This is a genomic window from Prescottella subtropica (genome assembly GCF_005434945.1).
GTDB lineage: Bacteria > Actinomycetota > Actinomycetes > Mycobacteriales > Mycobacteriaceae > Prescottella > Prescottella subtropica.
This window is the reverse complement of the sequence record NZ_SKCH01000017.1, coordinates 1-14,697: the sequence shown is the minus strand read 5'-3', so window position 1 is coordinate 14,697 and position 14,697 is coordinate 1. Positions and strand designations below refer to the sequence as shown.

The 14,697-nt window shown below is 69.6% G+C and carries 12 protein-coding genes and 1 pseudogene; 10 read left to right on the top strand and 3 right to left on the bottom strand.

Annotated features, from left to right (window positions below; all coding sequences use genetic code 11):
* Positions 1 to 53: 53 nt before the first annotated feature.
* The 4 genes from E0497_RS14725 (at position 54) to E0497_RS14710 (ending at position 5,457) form a co-directional block, all read left to right on the top strand.
* The gene (locus E0497_RS14725) at positions 54 to 2,870 is read left to right on the top strand and encodes a DEAD/DEAH box helicase (RefSeq protein ID WP_170312982.1); all 2,817 of its coding nucleotides are present in this window, start codon (positions 54 to 56) and stop codon (positions 2,868 to 2,870) included.
* Entirely contained in the window at positions 2,867 to 3,592 is a 726-nt protein-coding gene (locus E0497_RS14720) for an SWIM zinc finger family protein (protein WP_137725547.1), read from the top strand. Before E0497_RS14725 ends, E0497_RS14720 begins: the two co-directional genes overlap by 4 nt.
* Positions 3,593 to 3,628: 36 nt before the next feature.
* On the top strand, positions 3,629 to 4,114 hold the full coding sequence (locus tag E0497_RS14715) for an SRPBCC family protein (protein ID WP_137725546.1): 486 nt from the start codon (positions 3,629 to 3,631) through the stop codon (positions 4,112 to 4,114).
* Positions 4,115 to 4,191: 77 nt separating this feature from the next.
* The gene (locus E0497_RS14710; RefSeq protein WP_161987421.1) at positions 4,192 to 5,457 is read left to right on the top strand and encodes an alpha/beta fold hydrolase; all 1,266 of its coding nucleotides are present in this window, start codon (positions 4,192 to 4,194) and stop codon (positions 5,455 to 5,457) included.
* Between the two features lie 12 nt (positions 5,458 to 5,469).
* Here the strand turns inward: E0497_RS14710 and E0497_RS14705 are convergent, their stop codons facing one another.
* Positions 5,470 to 7,116 carry a sulfatase family protein gene (locus tag E0497_RS14705; protein WP_137725544.1) on the bottom strand — a complete coding sequence of 549 codons (1,647 nt, stop codon included), beginning with the start codon at positions 7,114 to 7,116 and terminating at the stop codon, positions 5,470 to 5,472.
* 134 nt (positions 7,117 to 7,250) lie between these two features.
* Here E0497_RS14705 and E0497_RS14700 point away from each other — a divergent pair, with 134 nt between their 5' ends.
* The 5 genes from E0497_RS14700 to E0497_RS14680 are packed head-to-tail and all read left to right on the top strand — an operon-like array spanning position 7,251 to position 12,660.
* Entirely contained in the window at positions 7,251 to 8,756 is a 1,506-nt protein-coding gene (locus E0497_RS14700) for a CoA-acylating methylmalonate-semialdehyde dehydrogenase (RefSeq protein WP_137725543.1), read from the top strand.
* A gap of 10 nt (positions 8,757 to 8,766) precedes the next feature.
* Positions 8,767 to 9,906: an isobutyryl-CoA dehydrogenase gene (locus E0497_RS14695; protein ID WP_137725542.1), complete on the top strand. Its 1,140-nt coding sequence runs from the start codon at positions 8,767 to 8,769 to the stop codon at positions 9,904 to 9,906.
* Positions 9,903 to 10,979, top strand: a complete 1,077-nt coding sequence (locus tag E0497_RS14690; RefSeq protein ID WP_137725541.1) for an enoyl-CoA hydratase/isomerase family protein — start codon at positions 9,903 to 9,905, stop codon at positions 10,977 to 10,979. The genes E0497_RS14695 and E0497_RS14690 overlap by 4 nt, the downstream gene beginning before the upstream one ends.
* On the top strand, positions 10,976 to 11,887 hold the full coding sequence (mmsB, locus tag E0497_RS14685; protein ID WP_194150319.1) for a 3-hydroxyisobutyrate dehydrogenase: 912 nt from the start codon (positions 10,976 to 10,978) through the stop codon (positions 11,885 to 11,887). Before E0497_RS14690 ends, mmsB begins: the two co-directional genes overlap by 4 nt.
* Positions 11,884 to 12,660, top strand: coding sequence for an enoyl-CoA hydratase (locus tag E0497_RS14680; protein WP_137725539.1), 777 nt, complete (start codon positions 11,884 to 11,886; stop codon positions 12,658 to 12,660). Before mmsB ends, E0497_RS14680 begins: the two co-directional genes overlap by 4 nt.
* 66 nt (positions 12,661 to 12,726) lie before the next feature.
* Here E0497_RS14680 and E0497_RS14675 read toward each other — a convergent pair whose 3' ends face one another.
* Positions 12,727 to 13,605 (bottom strand): alpha/beta fold hydrolase, encoded by an 879-nt coding sequence (locus tag E0497_RS14675; RefSeq protein WP_137725538.1) that lies wholly within the window; start codon positions 13,603 to 13,605, stop codon positions 12,727 to 12,729.
* A 185-nt stretch (positions 13,606 to 13,790) separates the two neighbouring features.
* On the opposite strand from E0497_RS14675, the gene E0497_RS14670 reads away from it, so the two are divergent.
* Complete coding sequence (locus E0497_RS14670) at positions 13,791 to 14,243, top strand: MarR family winged helix-turn-helix transcriptional regulator (protein ID WP_137725537.1); 453 nt, start codon at positions 13,791 to 13,793, stop codon at positions 14,241 to 14,243.
* 75 nt (positions 14,244 to 14,318) lie between these two features.
* Here E0497_RS14670 and E0497_RS20440 read toward each other — a convergent pair.
* Positions 14,319 to 14,697, bottom strand: a pseudogene (locus E0497_RS20440) (HNH endonuclease signature motif containing protein); the annotation flags it as partial.

Below are 14,697 nucleotides of genomic sequence, written 5' to 3'. Positions count from 1 at the left end.
CGGTCGCGAGCCGAGTTCCAGAGCTGTCGGTCCTTCCTGGCAGCATGGACGCCATGTTGCACGGGCTGTGGTCGCCGGGTGCGGGCCTGCTGCTGTGGCGGGGCCCGGACTCCGAGCTGTCCGACCTGCCCGAGCCGCTCGCGCGGATCCTGCGGAGGCGGTTCCGGCGGCACCACACCGTGCACGTGCCCGCCGCGGTGGGCACCGAGCCGCGCCGGGTGCCGGTGCTCGCGCTCGCCCCGGCCGAGGCCGTCGACGTCCTCCTGACGGTGCCCGATTCTTCGCCCGACATCTCCGGCGACCTGCGGTATCTCGCGCACGTCGCCCGCGGAGTGGAACGGTGGGCGCGGGCCGGACGGGTCGTCCCCGAACTGTTCCGGGCCGAGGACAGCTGGTGGCCGCGCTGGCGGCTGCTCGGCGGCGAACCGCAGCGGGCGTGGCTGGCCGACCTCACCGCGGTGATGCCGGCCGTCCAACGGTGCGAGGGCGCGCCGCGCGAGATCCTCGACGATCTGGTCGGCGAGATCACCGACGCCGTCGTGCGGGAGTTGCTCGGCGACCGGGACTCCGAGCATCCGTTGCTGCGGGCGTTGCTGCGCGGGCAGCCGTACGCCGGTGGCAGCCGGCAGGTCGCGCAGCGGCTCGACGCGTGGCGCGGCACCCTCACGGCCGGGGAACCGGACCTGGTGCTGCGGCTCCTCGAACCCGAGACCGGCTCCGACGACACCGACACCGGCATCGATCTCGCCGACGACGCCCTGTGGCGGCTGCAGGTGTGCCTGCGCGCCGAGGGTGAGGCGCCGTCACCGATCCTGTTGCACCGCACCGATCCTCGGCTCATCGAGACCGCCGTCCGCAAGCTCGGCGGTGCGCACGCCGCGTACCCGCGGTTGCGGGAGCTGCCCACCGACCCGGACAGCCTCGACCTGCTGCTACCCACCGCCGTCGTCGTCGACCTGGTGAGCCACGGCGCGCGGGCGCTCGAGCAGGCGGGGATCACGCTGCTGCTGCCGCGGGCGTGGACGGCGGCCGCCCCGACGCTGCGGGTGCGGGTCGCGTCGCCACCGGTACCCGCTGCCGACGAGCAGCGCGCCGTCGGGATGGGCGAGATCGTCGGCTACGACTGGGAACTCGCGCTCGGCGACGTCGTCCTCACCGCCGACGAACTGACCCGGCTCGCCGGCACCCAGAGCGACCTCGTCCGGTTACGCGGCCAGTGGGTGCAGGCCGATGCAGGAGTCCTCGCGCAGGCGGCCCGCTATGTGACGCAGCGCAATTCGGGAACGCGGGGCACGCTGGCGGATCTGCTCGGACAGTTGACGGAGGCGGAGCGGCCGCCCGTGCCGGTCGACGAGGTCGCCGCTACCGGCTGGGTGGGCACCCTCCTCGACGGCACCCTCGAACCGGCGCCGGTTCCGGTGCCGCCGGGGCTGCGGGCCGACCTGCGGCCCTACCAGCGGCGGGGCCTGGACTGGCTGGCGTTCATGAGCGGCGCCGGGCTCGGTGCGGTCCTCGCCGACGACATGGGCCTGGGCAAGACGCTGCAGGTCCTCGCGCTGCTCGCGCACGAACGCGCCGATACGCCCACCCTGCTGGTGTGCCCGATGTCGGTGGTCGGCAACTGGCAGCGGGAGGCGGCCCGGTTCGTGCCGGATCTGCGGGTCCACGTCCACCACGGTGCCGACCGCTGCCGGGGCGGGCAGTTCACCACCGCCGTCCGGTCCGCCGACCTGGTGATCACCACGTACGCGCTGCTCGCCCGCGACGTGGCGGCCCTGTCGGAGCAGACGTGGCGGCGCGTGGTCCTCGACGAGGCGCAGCACGTCAAGAACGCGGCGACGGCGCAGGCGCGGGCGGCCCGCGCCGTCCCGGCCGCGCACCGGATCGCGCTCACCGGCACCCCGGTGGAGAACCGGCTCGACGAGCTGCGGTCCATCCTCGACTTCGCCAACCGCGGCATGCTCGGCAGCCCGCAGGCGTTCCGGGCCCGGTTCGCGGTGCCGATCGAGCGGGACCAGGATCCGGCCGCGATCACCCGACTGCGGGCGGTGACGTCGCCGTTCGTGCTGCGCCGCGTCAAGACCGATCCCACTGTCATCTCCGATCTGCCGGACAAGCAGGAGATGACGGTGCGGGCGAACCTGACCGTCGAGCAGGCCGCGCTGTACCGGGCGGTGGTCGACGACATGCTGAAGAAGATCAAGGACACCGAGGGCATGGCGCGCAAGGGGGCGGTGCTCTCGGCGCTGACCCGGATCAAGCAGGTGTGCAACCATCCCGCGCACTTCCTCGGTGACGGGTCGGGTGTGCTGCGCCGCGGTCGGCACCGGTCCGGGAAACTCGCCCTGGTCGAGGACATCCTGGACGCGGTCACCGCGGACGGCGAACGGGCGTTGCTGTTCACCCAGTTCCGCGAGTTCGGGGACCTGATCGCCCCCTATCTGGCCGACCGGTTCGGGACGGCGGTGCCGTTCTTGCACGGAGGCGTGCCCAAGGCCCGCCGGGACCGGATGGTCGAGGAGTTCCAGCACGACGGCGGGCCGCCGCTGATGCTGCTGTCCCTCAAGGCCGGTGGCATCGGGCTGAACCTCACCGCCGCCAACCACGTCGTGCACCTGGACCGGTGGTGGAATCCGGCGGTGGAGAACCAGGCCACCGACCGGGCGTTCCGGATCGGGCAGCGCCGTGACGTGCAGGTCCGCAAACTGGTGTGCGTCGGCACCCTCGAGGAACGGATCGACGCGATGATCACCGACAAGCAGCAACTGGCGGACCTCGCGATCGGGACGGGGGAGCGGTGGATCACCGAGATGGACGCCGACCAGTTGCACGACCTGCTGACCCTCGGTGACGACGCGGTGGGCGAATGAGCAACGCGCACGCCGGATCCCCACGCGGCTGGTGGGGGCGGGCACTGCTCGACGTCCTCGAACGGGTAGGGGATCCCGGACGGATCGCCCGCGGTCGCACGTACGCGCGCGGCGGCCGGGTCCTCGCGCTCGACGTCACCGCCGGCCGGGTCACCGCGGACGTGCAGGGCAGTCAACTCGCGCCGTTCACCGCGACGCTCACACTGCGCACCCTCGACGACGTCCACACCGCCGAACTGCTCGACACGATCCGGTCCACGCCGGGCACCCTCGCCGCGCTGGTGTCCGGGACGGTGCCGCAGACACTCGCCCCGATGCTGCTGCCCGACGGCGGCCGCGAACTCGACTTCGACTGCACGTGCCCCGACCCGGCCTGGCCGTGTCGGCACGTGGCGGCGCTCGCGTACGTCCTCGCCGACCATCTCGACCGGGATCCCACCACGCTGCTGATCGTCCGCGGCGTCGACCTCGGGACACTCGTGCACGCTGTCGGTGACACGACCGCACCGGACGCGGTGAACGCCGGCGACCATTTCGGGGACGACGTCCGCTACGAGCACCTCCCGGAGATCGATTTCGCCGCCGCCCCCGGCGACCTGGACGAGGCCCTGCTGCGGGCGGTGCTGCGTGCCGATACCGGACACGAAACGGAGGTCGCGGCCGCCCTGCGCGACCTCGACACGTGCTACCGCGCCCTGGGCGGCGGATTCCGGCGGCGCTAGCATCGGGCGCACCGACTCGAATACCCGAGGAGCATCATGCGTTTGCGCGACACCCCCACCGTCGAGGTCTCCACCCGTCTGGCCTGCAGCCCGGAGCAGGCGTGGGCTCTGGTCACCGACATCACCCTGCCCACCCGCGCCGACGGGGAACTGCAGCGCGTCGAATGGCTGGACGGGGCGACCGCGGTGGCGGTCGGTGCCCGGTTCCGCGGTCACAACACCAGCGCGGCGATGGGCGACTGGCACACCGATTCCGAGATCGTCGAGGTCGAGGACGGCCGCCGCTGGGTGTGGCAGGTGGGTCCGGCCGATGCCCCGTTCACGCTGTGGGGCTTCGAGGTCGACCCCGCCGGTGACGGCGCGACGGTCCGGCAGTGGGGCAAGATCGCCGGTGGACGGTCACCGCTGACCGACTTCGTCGAACAGCATCCCGAGCAGGAGGCGGCCATCGTCGCCGGCCGGATGTCAGTGTGGCGGGACGGGATGGCCGCCAACCTGGCGCTGCTCGAGAAAGCGATCTGACCAGCGGGTTCCCCGGCCGCCTCTATCGTGGACGTCGATGTGATCGGCGTGGGAGGTGACGGATGCGGGTGCGAGGGGTGGCGATACTCGGCGCGGCCCTACTGGGGGCTGCGACCCTCGCCGGCTGCGGGCACCCCGGCGACGACGCGGCGCTCGCGTGGGGTCCGTGCCCGGACCTGGCCGCGTACGTCACCGACCTGGGCGTCGACGCGGGTGTGGTGGACCGGTTGCAGTGCGCGACGGTGGACGTTCCCCTCGACTACACCGACCCGGGCGGCCGGCGCATCGACCTGGCGGTGAGCCGGGTCGCCGGCACCGATCCGGCCGCGACCACCCTGTTCGTCAACCCCGGCGGGCCGGGGGTGGAGGGCCGCAGCATGGCGGTCACGGTGGCGTCGGAGCTGGACCTGCCCGGTGCGGTCGTCGGAATCGACCTGCGGGGCACCGGCTATTCGACCTCCCTCGACTGCGATGAGCCGGACGCCCCGGACACCCGTGACGACGGCAGCCTGCACGCGTATGCCGACGAGATCGCGGCCGGGAACCGTGAGTGTGTCGCCGCCGACCCGGGATTCGTCGCGTCGATCACCACCGCGAATGCGGCCCGTGACCTCGACACCGTGCGGCAGCGACTCGGCCTCGACACCGTCGACTATCTGGGGGTGTCGTGGGGGACGGTCCTCGGGGCCGAACTGCAGACCCGGTACCCGCAGCATCTGCGCCGGGTGGTGCTCGACAGCATGGACTACACCGGTATGTCGGCCGGGGACGCGCTGCGCACCCTGGCGGCCGCCGACCCGGACGTGCCGGCCGTGCTCGTGCCCGAACCCAGTGATCTCGGGGCCGGTGACGGGGACGGCCCGGCGCCCGACGACCCCGAGGTGACCCTGGACCCGGACACCCTCGACTTCCTCGACCGTGCGGTCGACGGCACCGCGGGCGTCGCCTACATCTGCAACAGTCTCGACCCGGTCGGTGACACCGCCACGCAACTCGCACGGAACCTCGGTATCGGGGCCGAACTGGGCCGGGACCCGTTGCGGCGCATCGAGTTCCCCGCCGATTCGGATGTTCCCGGGGTCAGCCTGTGCAGTGGCTGGCCGCTGCCGGGGGAGGCGGCGGCCGTCGCCGACACCGGCACCGACCTGCTGATCGTCGGCCACCGTGACGAGATGGTCACCCCGTACCCGTGGGCGCTCGACGCGCACGCCGCGATGGGCGGGCAGCTGCTCACGATCGAGGACGACGTGCACGGGTCGACCGTCGGATCGTCGTGCGGGTGGCTGGTCACACAGTTCCTCGATGCCGGCACGATCGACGAGAGTGATTGCACACCGGACTGATTCGGCGGACGATCACGAACTGCCCGCCGCCACCGGATCGAGTCCGCGGGCCGGTGTCGTCCCGCACCGCTCCATCACGTCGAACAGTTGCGCGTGCATACGCCGCGTCTGGGCCGGATCGAACCAGGTCGGGTTCAGCGGATCGGCCCGGTTGTGCAGTTCGAGCGGATCGGTCTGCAGGTCGTACAACTCGAACTGAGGCGGTGTCACGCCGGCCGGATCGAAGTAGGCCGTGTACTTCCAGCGGTCGTCGCGGATCGTGCGCAGGTGATTCGGCTGGGTGACGATGTTCTGCCCGTCGGGGGTGGCGCAGTTCTGGTCGTCGTAGGTGAAGTGCACGACGTCCTGCACGCGGGCGCTCGGCGCCCCCGGATGCGCGGCCGCGTCGGTGACGACCGGCATGAGGTCGACGCCCCGGAAGTCCCACGCACCCGGGTCCGGGACGTGTGCGAGGGACGCGAGGGTGGGCACGACGTCGATCAGGGTGGCGAGCGCACCGGTGCGCACCGGCTGCGGGAACAGCACCGGATTGCTGATCACCAGTGGCACCCGCAGCGTCTCCTCGTACGCGTTGAACACCTTCTGCCGCAGCCCGCCGTGCGACATGCCCATCTCGCCGTGATCGGACATGCGGACCACGACGGTGGATTCCCGCATCCCGGGCCGGGATTCGAGGGCGTCGAGGACGGCGCCGATGTGCTCGTCGACCACCTTGTGCATGTACGCGTAGAAGTTGACGTAGTTGCGGGCGGCATCCGGGCCGGGCAGTGGACCGAGTCCGCCTGCGAGCAGCGCCTGCGACTGCACCTGCGCGGTGGGTTTGAAGTTCAGCAGCAGCGATTCGTCGTACGTGGGCGGCAGTTCGATGCCCTGCCCGAACATGCCGGGCGCGTCGGATCCGTAGTTGTCGCACGTGCCGTTGATGGCGTCCCACGTCTGCGGGTAGGCGAGCACGTCGTGCGGGTTGACGAACGAGACGATCAACGCGAACGGCCGGTCGCCGGAGTGTCCGTCGCGCAGGAAGTCGACGGCCTCCGCCGCGTAGCGGGCGTCGTGGTTCGCGCAGCCGCCCCCGAAATTGTCGGGATCGGTGTCCTGCCCGGCCTCGGGCGGCACCCAGCCGTGGAAGCCGTACGCGGCCAGGTCGTCGCTCGACGGGTCGCCGCCGGAGGCGCCCTTGCTCATGTGCCACTTGCCGCGGTACTGCACGTCGTAGCCGGCCGACTCGAGCAACTTTGCCATGTTCTGAATGCCCAGCGGCAGTGTCGGTTCCGTCGGCGAGAGGGTGCCGCCCTCGGTGAGGGTCGCGGTCACCCCGTGCTGCGCGGGATACAACCCGGTGAAGAACGTACTGCGGCTCGGCGAGCACATCGCGGCATTGCAGAACGCGTTGTCGAACGACAGGCCGGTGTCGGCCAGGCGCGTGCGGTTCGGCAGGTTCTGCTCGGCCCACCCGGCCGGCCAGAACATCGGCTGGCGTTCCTGATCGGTGATCAGCACGACGATGTTCGGTCGGTGCGGCAGCGTGCCCGCCGCGTTCGCGCGGCCGGGGCGGGAGGCCGTCATTCCGGCGGCGAGGAGGGCGCCGGCACCGCCGAGGAACGTGCGGCGGTCGAGGCGGGGCCCGGCTGATGGGGGTGACGTCCGGGGAGAGTCCATGCGTCAGTGTGTCCGACGAACCGGCCCGTCACCTGCGCTTCGACCGTATGTCCGCTTCCGAACCTGGACATACATGGACTTCCGACTATAGGGTTATAGACAAAGTTGACGGCCAGCACAGGACGGATCCCGACATGAGCGTTCCCGAGCTTTCCCATTTCGTCGGCGGTAAGCGCATCCCCGGAGCTTCCGGACGCTTCGCCGACGTCTACGACCCCAACACCGGTGCGGTCCAGTCGCGGGTCCCGCTCGCCGACAAGGCGGAGACCGAGGCGGTCATCGCGAACGCCGCTGCCGCGCAGCGGGAGTGGGCGGCGTTCAACCCGCAGAAACGGGCGCGGGTGTTGATGAAGTTCGTCCAGCTCGTGCAGGACGAGATGGATCCGCTGGCCCGGATGCTGTCCGCCGAGCACGGCAAGACGATCGCCGACGCCCGCGGCGACGTCCAGCGCGGCCTCGACGTGATCGAGTTCGCGATCGGGATCCCGCACCTGATCAAGGGCGAGTACACCGAGTCCGCCGGTACCGGTATCGACGTCTACTCGATGCGCCAGCCCCTCGGGGTCGTCGCCGGGATCACCCCGTTCAACTTCCCGGCCATGATCCCGCTGTGGAAGGCCGGGCCGGCGTTGGCGTGCGGTAACGCGTTCATCCTCAAGCCGTCCGAGCGGGACCCGTCGGTGCCGCTGCGGCTGGCCGAACTGTTCCTCGAGGCGGGTCTGCCGGCGGGCGTGTTCAACGTCGTCAACGGCGACAAGGAGGCCGTGGACGTGCTGCTCACCGACGAGCGGGTCAAGGCCGTCGGTTTCGTCGGGTCCACCCCGATCGCGCAGTACATCTACGAGACCGCCGCGGTCCACGGCAAACGCGCCCAGTGTTTCGGCGGCGCGAAGAACCATGCGATCGTCATGCCCGACGCGGACCTCGACCAGGTCGCCGACGCTCTCATCGGTGCCGGCTACGGTTCCGCCGGGGAGCGGTGCATGGCGATCTCGGTGGCCGTCCCGGTGGGGGAGGAGACCGCGGACGCGCTCGTCGCCAAGCTCACCGAACGGGTCGGGAAGCTGAGGATCGGCCGCTCCGACGACGAGGACGCCGACTTCGGTCCGCTGGTCTCGGCCGACGCTCTGGCCCGGGTGAACGAGTATGTGGGGATCGGGGTCGCCGAGGGGGCGGAGGTGGTCGTCGACGGCCGCGGCTTCACCCTCGAGGGCTGCGAGGACGGGTTCTTCGCCGGCGCCACCCTGTTCGACCGGGTCACCCCGGACATGCGGATCTACCGGGAAGAGATCTTCGGTCCGGTCCTGATGGTGGTGCGGGCCGCGGACTACGAGGAGGCGCTGCGCCTGCCGTCCGAACACGAGTACGGCAACGGGGTGGCGATCTTCACCCGTGACGGTGACACCGCCCGCGACTTCTGCTCCCGGGTGGACACCGGCATGGTCGGTGTGAACGTGCCGATCCCGGTTCCGATCGCCTATCACACGTTCGGTGGGTGGAAGCGGTCCGGTTTCGGGGATCTCAACCAGCACGGCCCGGATTCGATCCGTTTCTACACCAAGACCAAGACCGTCACCCAGCGGTGGCCGTCCGGGGTCAAGGAGCACGCTGATCATTTCGTCATCCCGACGATGGACTAGAGGAAACCCGGTGTTCATTCTCTCCGACGACGAACGCGCGATCGTCGACACGGCCCACGATTTCGCGGCCGAATACCTGGCACCCGACGCGGTCGAGTGGGACCAGACCAAGCATTTCCCGGTGGACGTGCTGCGCAAGGCCGGCGCGCTCGGCATGGGTGGTATCTACATCCGGGAGGACGTCGGCGGCTCGGGCCTGAGCCGGCTCGACGGTGTCCGCATCTTCGAGCAGCTCGCCACCGGCTGCCCGTCGATCGCCGCCTACATCTCGATCCACAACATGGTCACGTGGATGATCGACGAGTTCGGCACCGACGAGCAGCGCCGGCGCTGGGTGCCGGCACTCGCGGCGATGGAGCAGCTCGGCAGCTACTGCCTCACCGAGCCGGGCGCCGGATCCGACGCGGCAGCCCTGTCCACCAAGGCCGTTCGCGACGGTGGCGAGTACGTGCTCACCGGCGTCAAGCAGTTCATCTCCGGCGCCGGCACGTCCGACGTGTACGTCGTCATGGCCCGCACCGGCGGCCTCGGCGCACGCGGTATCTCCGCGTTCATCGTCCCGAAGGATGCGCCGGGCCTGTCGTTCGGCGCGAACGAGAAGAAGATGGGCTGGAACGCGCAACCCACCCGGCAGGTGATCATGGACGCCGTCCGGGTGCCGGCCGACAATCTCCTCGGCAGCGAGGGCGAGGGTTTCCGCTTCGCGATGAAGGGCCTCAACGGCGGACGCATCAACATCGCTGCCTGCTCGGTCGGCGGCGCGCAGGCCGCGCTCGACAAGACCGTCACCTATCTGGGGGAGCGCAAGGCGTTCGGTAAGGCGCTCGCCGAGCAGCAGGCCCTGCAGTTCCGGCTCGCGGACATGCGGATCGAACTCGAGGCCGCCCGCAGCCTGCTGTGGCGGGCAGCGGGAGCATTGGACAGTGGAGATGCTGCGGTGGCCGAATTGTGCGCGATGGCGAAGCGGTTCGCCACCGACACCGGGTTCACCGTCGCCAACGAGGCGCTGCAGCTGCACGGCGGCTACGGCTACCTCGCCGAATACGGGGTGGAGAAGATCGTGCGCGACCTGCGGGTCCATCAGATCCTCGAAGGAACCAACGAGATCATGCGGGTCGTGGTGTCCCGCGCCATGATCGGAGCAGCATGAGTGACGTTCTGATCGAGCGGTCCGGCGGCCTCGGCCGCATCACCCTCAACCGGCCGAAGGCCATCAACGCCCTGAATCATGCGATGGTGCAGCGGATTACGCCTGCCCTGCAGGACTGGGCCGACGACGACACCGTCCGCGCAGTGCTGCTCACCGGTGCCGGTGACCGCGGCCTGTGCGCGGGCGGCGACATCGTCTCGATCTACCACGACGCCCGCGAGGGCGGCGACGGGTCGAAGAACTTCTGGCGCGACGAGTACGTCCTCAACGCGGCGATCGCCCGCTACCGCAAGCCGTACGTCGCGATCATGGACGGCATCGTCATGGGCGGAGGCGTCGGCGTCTCCGCGCACGGCAACGTCCGCGTCGTCACCGAACGCTCCACGATCGGCATGCCCGAGGTGGGCATCGGTTTCGTGCCCGACGTCGGCGGCACGTGGCTGCTGTCGCGGGCGCCCGGCGAGATCGGCACCCACATCGCGTTGACGACGGCCCGGCTGACGGCGGGCGACGCCGTCGCGTGCGGCTTCGCCGACCACGTCGTCCCGTCGGAGCGGCTCGCCGACTTCGAGAAGGCACTCGCCGGCGGTGCCGTCGACGACGCGCTCGCCCGATTCGCGGAGCCCGCACCGGCGTCGGAGCTACTGGCGCAACGGGACTGGATCGACGCTGCCTACAGTGCCGATACCGTCGAGGAGATCGTCGCCCGGTTGCAGGGCAGCGGTGTGCCGGCCGCGGAGAAGGCGGCCGAGCAGATCCTCGCGAAGTCCCCGACCGCCGCGAAGGTGACACTGCGGGCGCTGCGGCAGGCCCGCGACCTCGACACGCTCGAGGAGGTGCTCGATCAGGAGTACCGGGTGTCGTTGGCGTGCCTGGGATCTCACGATCTCGTGGAGGGTATCCGTGCCCAGGTGGTAGAGAAGGACCGTAACCCCGCATGGTCGCCGTCGACCCTCGACGCGGTCACCGACGAACACGTGGATCGATTCTTCGAGCCGCTCGGCGACGCCGAACTCGGACTGGCTCGGACGATCGCGGGCGCCGCGCCCGCGAGTGGGGAGGAACAGCGATGAGCATCAGCGACATCACCGTCGGCTTCGTCGGTCTCGGCCACATGGGCGGACCGATGGCGGCGAACCTCGCGAAGGCCGGATACGTCGTCCAGGGCTTCGACCTGGCGCCCGCCGCGCTCGAACAGGCGACGCAGGACGGCATCACCGTCGTCGGCTCCGCGGCGGCCACCGCCGTCGATGCCGACGTCGTGATCACGATGCTGCCCAGCGGCAGACACGTCCTCGACCTGTACGACGGCGGGCTGCTCGCCGCCGCCCGTCCCGGCACCCTGTTCGTGGACTGCTCGACCATCGACGTCGCCGACGCCCGCGCCGCCCACGAGCGGCTCGAGCAGGCCGGCCACCGGGGTATCGACGCCCCCGTCTCCGGTGGTGTCATGGGCGCGTCGGCGGGCACCCTCGCATTCATGGTCGGCGGTGCCGACGAGGACTTCGAGGCCGCCCATCCGCTGCTCGACGTGATGGGCCGCAAGGTCGTCCACTGCGGCGGACCCGGTGTGGGACAGGCCGCGAAGATCTGCAACAACATGATCCTCGGCGTCTCCATGATCGCGATCAGTGAGGCGTTCGTGCTCGGCGAGAAACTCGGCCTGAGCAACCAGGCCCTGTTCGACGTCGCCTCCAACGCGTCCGGTCAGTGCTGGGCGCTCACCACCAACTGCCCGGTGCCGGGACCGGTTCCGGGCAGCCCCGCGAACAACGACTACCAGCCGGGTTTCGCGGCCGCCCTCATGGACAAGGATCTCGGCCTCGCCGCGAACGCGCTGCGCGACAACGGAGTCGACGCCGAAATCGGGTTGCGCGCCGCCGAGTTGTACCGTCGTTTCCACGAGACCGGGCACGGCGGCGAGGACTTCTCGGCGATCATCAACGACATCAGACACCGGTCGAACGGAGAGAATCAGTGACGGATTTCGAGACCATCAAGGTCGAGCGCAACGGCCGCGTGGGCGTGATCACGCTCAACCGGCCCAAGGCGCTCAACGCGCTCAACGCGCAGCTGATGACCGAGGTCGTCGCGGCCGTCGAGGACTTCGACCGGGACCGCGGCATCGGGGCGATCCTCCTCACCGGCAGCGACCGAGCATTCGCGGCCGGCGCCGACATCAAGGAGATGCAGCCGAAGTCGTTCATGGACATGTACATCGACGACTACTTCTCCGCGTGGGACCGTCTCGCTGCGGCCCGCACGCCGATCATCGCGGCCGTCGCCGGCTACGCGCTCGGCGGTGGCTGTGAACTCGCCATGATGTGCGACGTCCTCATCGCCGCAGACACCGCGAAGTTCGGTCAGCCCGAGATCAAGCTCGGCGTGCTGCCCGGCATCGGCGGCTCGCAGCGACTCACCCGCGCCATCGGCAAGGCCAAGGCCATGGACCTGTGCCTCACCGGACGCACCATGGGCGTCGAGGAAGCCGAACGCGCCGGACTCGTCTCCCGCATCGTGCCCGCCGCCGACCTGCTCGACGAGGCCCTCGCCACCGCCACCACCATCGCCGAAATGTCGCTGCCCATCACCCTGATGGTCAAGGAATCGGTCAACCGCTCCTTCGAAACCACCCTGTCCGAGGGTGTGCGATTCGAACGTCGAACCTTCCACTCCGCCTTCGCCACCGACGACCAGAAGGAAGGCATGGCCGCCTTCGCCGAAAAGCGGGACCCGAACTTCGGGCACCGCTGAGTCGTAGAGACGGTTCGGCCTCTGCCGGTGTGGCAGGGGCCGAACCGGCTTTTGTGGTCGGGCATGTCAGCGGAGCAGGAACTCGAGCGCGAGACGTTCGAATGCCTCCTTCGCCTCCTCCATCACCCAGTGACCACAGTTCGGGAAGACGTGCAGTTCGGCGTTCGGCACCAGTCGGAGCGGGACGAGCGGCATGTCGGGTGGGCACTGCCTATCGTCGAGCCCCCAGGTGAACAGCGTCGGGCACTGGACTCTGTGCATCATCGACCAGTACGGCGGGGCGTCGGATGCCTCGAGCGCCCGCTGTTGGGACGCGGCGGCTTCGGAGCCGTACATCGCTGCGAGTGTCCGGTGGGACGCCGGATCCTTCGCTGTCTCCCACCGCTCGTCGATGCGGTCCTCGGTGATCACTTCCGGGTCGTACACCATGCATTCGAGCCACCGCACCAGCTTCTCGCGACTGGGGTCGTCGGCGAACGCTCGCAGCAGGCGTGTGCCCTCGCTCGGCGACTGACTGAAGATGTTCGGGCCGACACCGCCGATCGTGATCAGCTTCTCCACGCGCGTGGGATGCCGCATCGCCACGTGCGCGCCGACCACCCCGCCCATCGAGTTACCGATGATCGCAGCGGATTCGAGGCCGAGGGCGTCCAGGAACCGCGTCACCGCCGCGGACGCGGTGAGAACCGGATGCCCGACTACCGGGTCGCTGGCACCGAACCCGGGAAACTCGAGCACGTAGCAGTGGAAGTGCCGGGCGAACACACCCAGGTTTCCCCGGTAGTTGCGCCAGCCGCTCACGCCGATTCCCGACCCGTGCAGAAGTAGCAGGGGTGGGCCGTCTCCGGCCTCGTGATACCGCAGAACCCCCTCGTCGGTGACGAGTTCCCTCTTGCTCCCCTCGTAGGTGATCTCCGTTGCCGGTGAAGCGATCGTCGTGGACATGTGGCTCTCCCTCCCTGGCCGACGTACGTGGTCGGCGTCCCGTCCCGAACAGTATGACAACTTGTTGTCATAAGGCAATGCTGTGTTTCATGAAACAGTGTGCCGGTCACGGGGGCGGCGATGGCAGAATGACGGCAGAAGACAGCACGTTGTGATGCTCGAGGTTGGGTAGGGAGAAGGATTCCGTGGCAGGAGAAGTCGAGATCAGCCCGCTGTCCGAGGTGCTCGACGATCGTCTCGGTACCCACATTCGACGGATCGCGCGGCTCATCGTCGACGCCAAAGCCGCTGCCCTGAGACCGCTCGAGCTCACGGTGCCGCAGTACACGACGCTGCTGTCGATTCGGCACCTCGAGCCGACGTCCGCGGCTCAACTCGCACGAAATGGGATGGGAACCCCACAGGCGACTGCGACGATGCTCTCGACCCTCGAAGGTAAGGGCCTCGTCACTCGTCGGCCCTCACCGATGCACCAGAAGCTCGTCGAGGTCCGTCTGACCACTCTCGGGGCAAAGACGATCGAGGAAGCCGACCGCGTTGCTGCCGGCATCGAATCGACGCTGCGCACGGCGATCGGGGAGGAACTGTTCGACAGCGTTCTCAGAATCGAGCAGATCGCCCGAGATCTCCTTCAGTGACCGTCGCGGCGCAGTGTGAGCGTGAAACCCGTACCGAGCGTTGGCTGTTGATGAGCGGAATGTGCATGCCCGCGCTCAGAACGGTGGCTCGTCGTCGAGGAAGTCGACGACGAGCACCGTTTCCTGCCGTTCGCGGGTGTGTCGCGGTGAGTATCCGCGGCGGCGGCGCTGGTGGTAGTCGGCGCGTTGTCGTGGGGTGGTGAGCAGGTCGATCAGGTAGTCGAGTTCCAGTTCGGCGGGGGACGGCCGCAGTGTCGTGAGGGTGCGGGGGTCGGTGAGCCGGGCCCGGATGTCGTCGGGGACACCGGCATACAGGTCGCCGGTGGTGAAGGGGCCGTCCGGATGTGTGGTGGTGGTGTGGCCGGCCGGGTCGGTCCAGTCGAGTCGGCCACCGGCGGTGTGGGTGACGGTCCAGTAGCCGATGGTTTTGAGACGGTGATGTTTCCGGCACAGG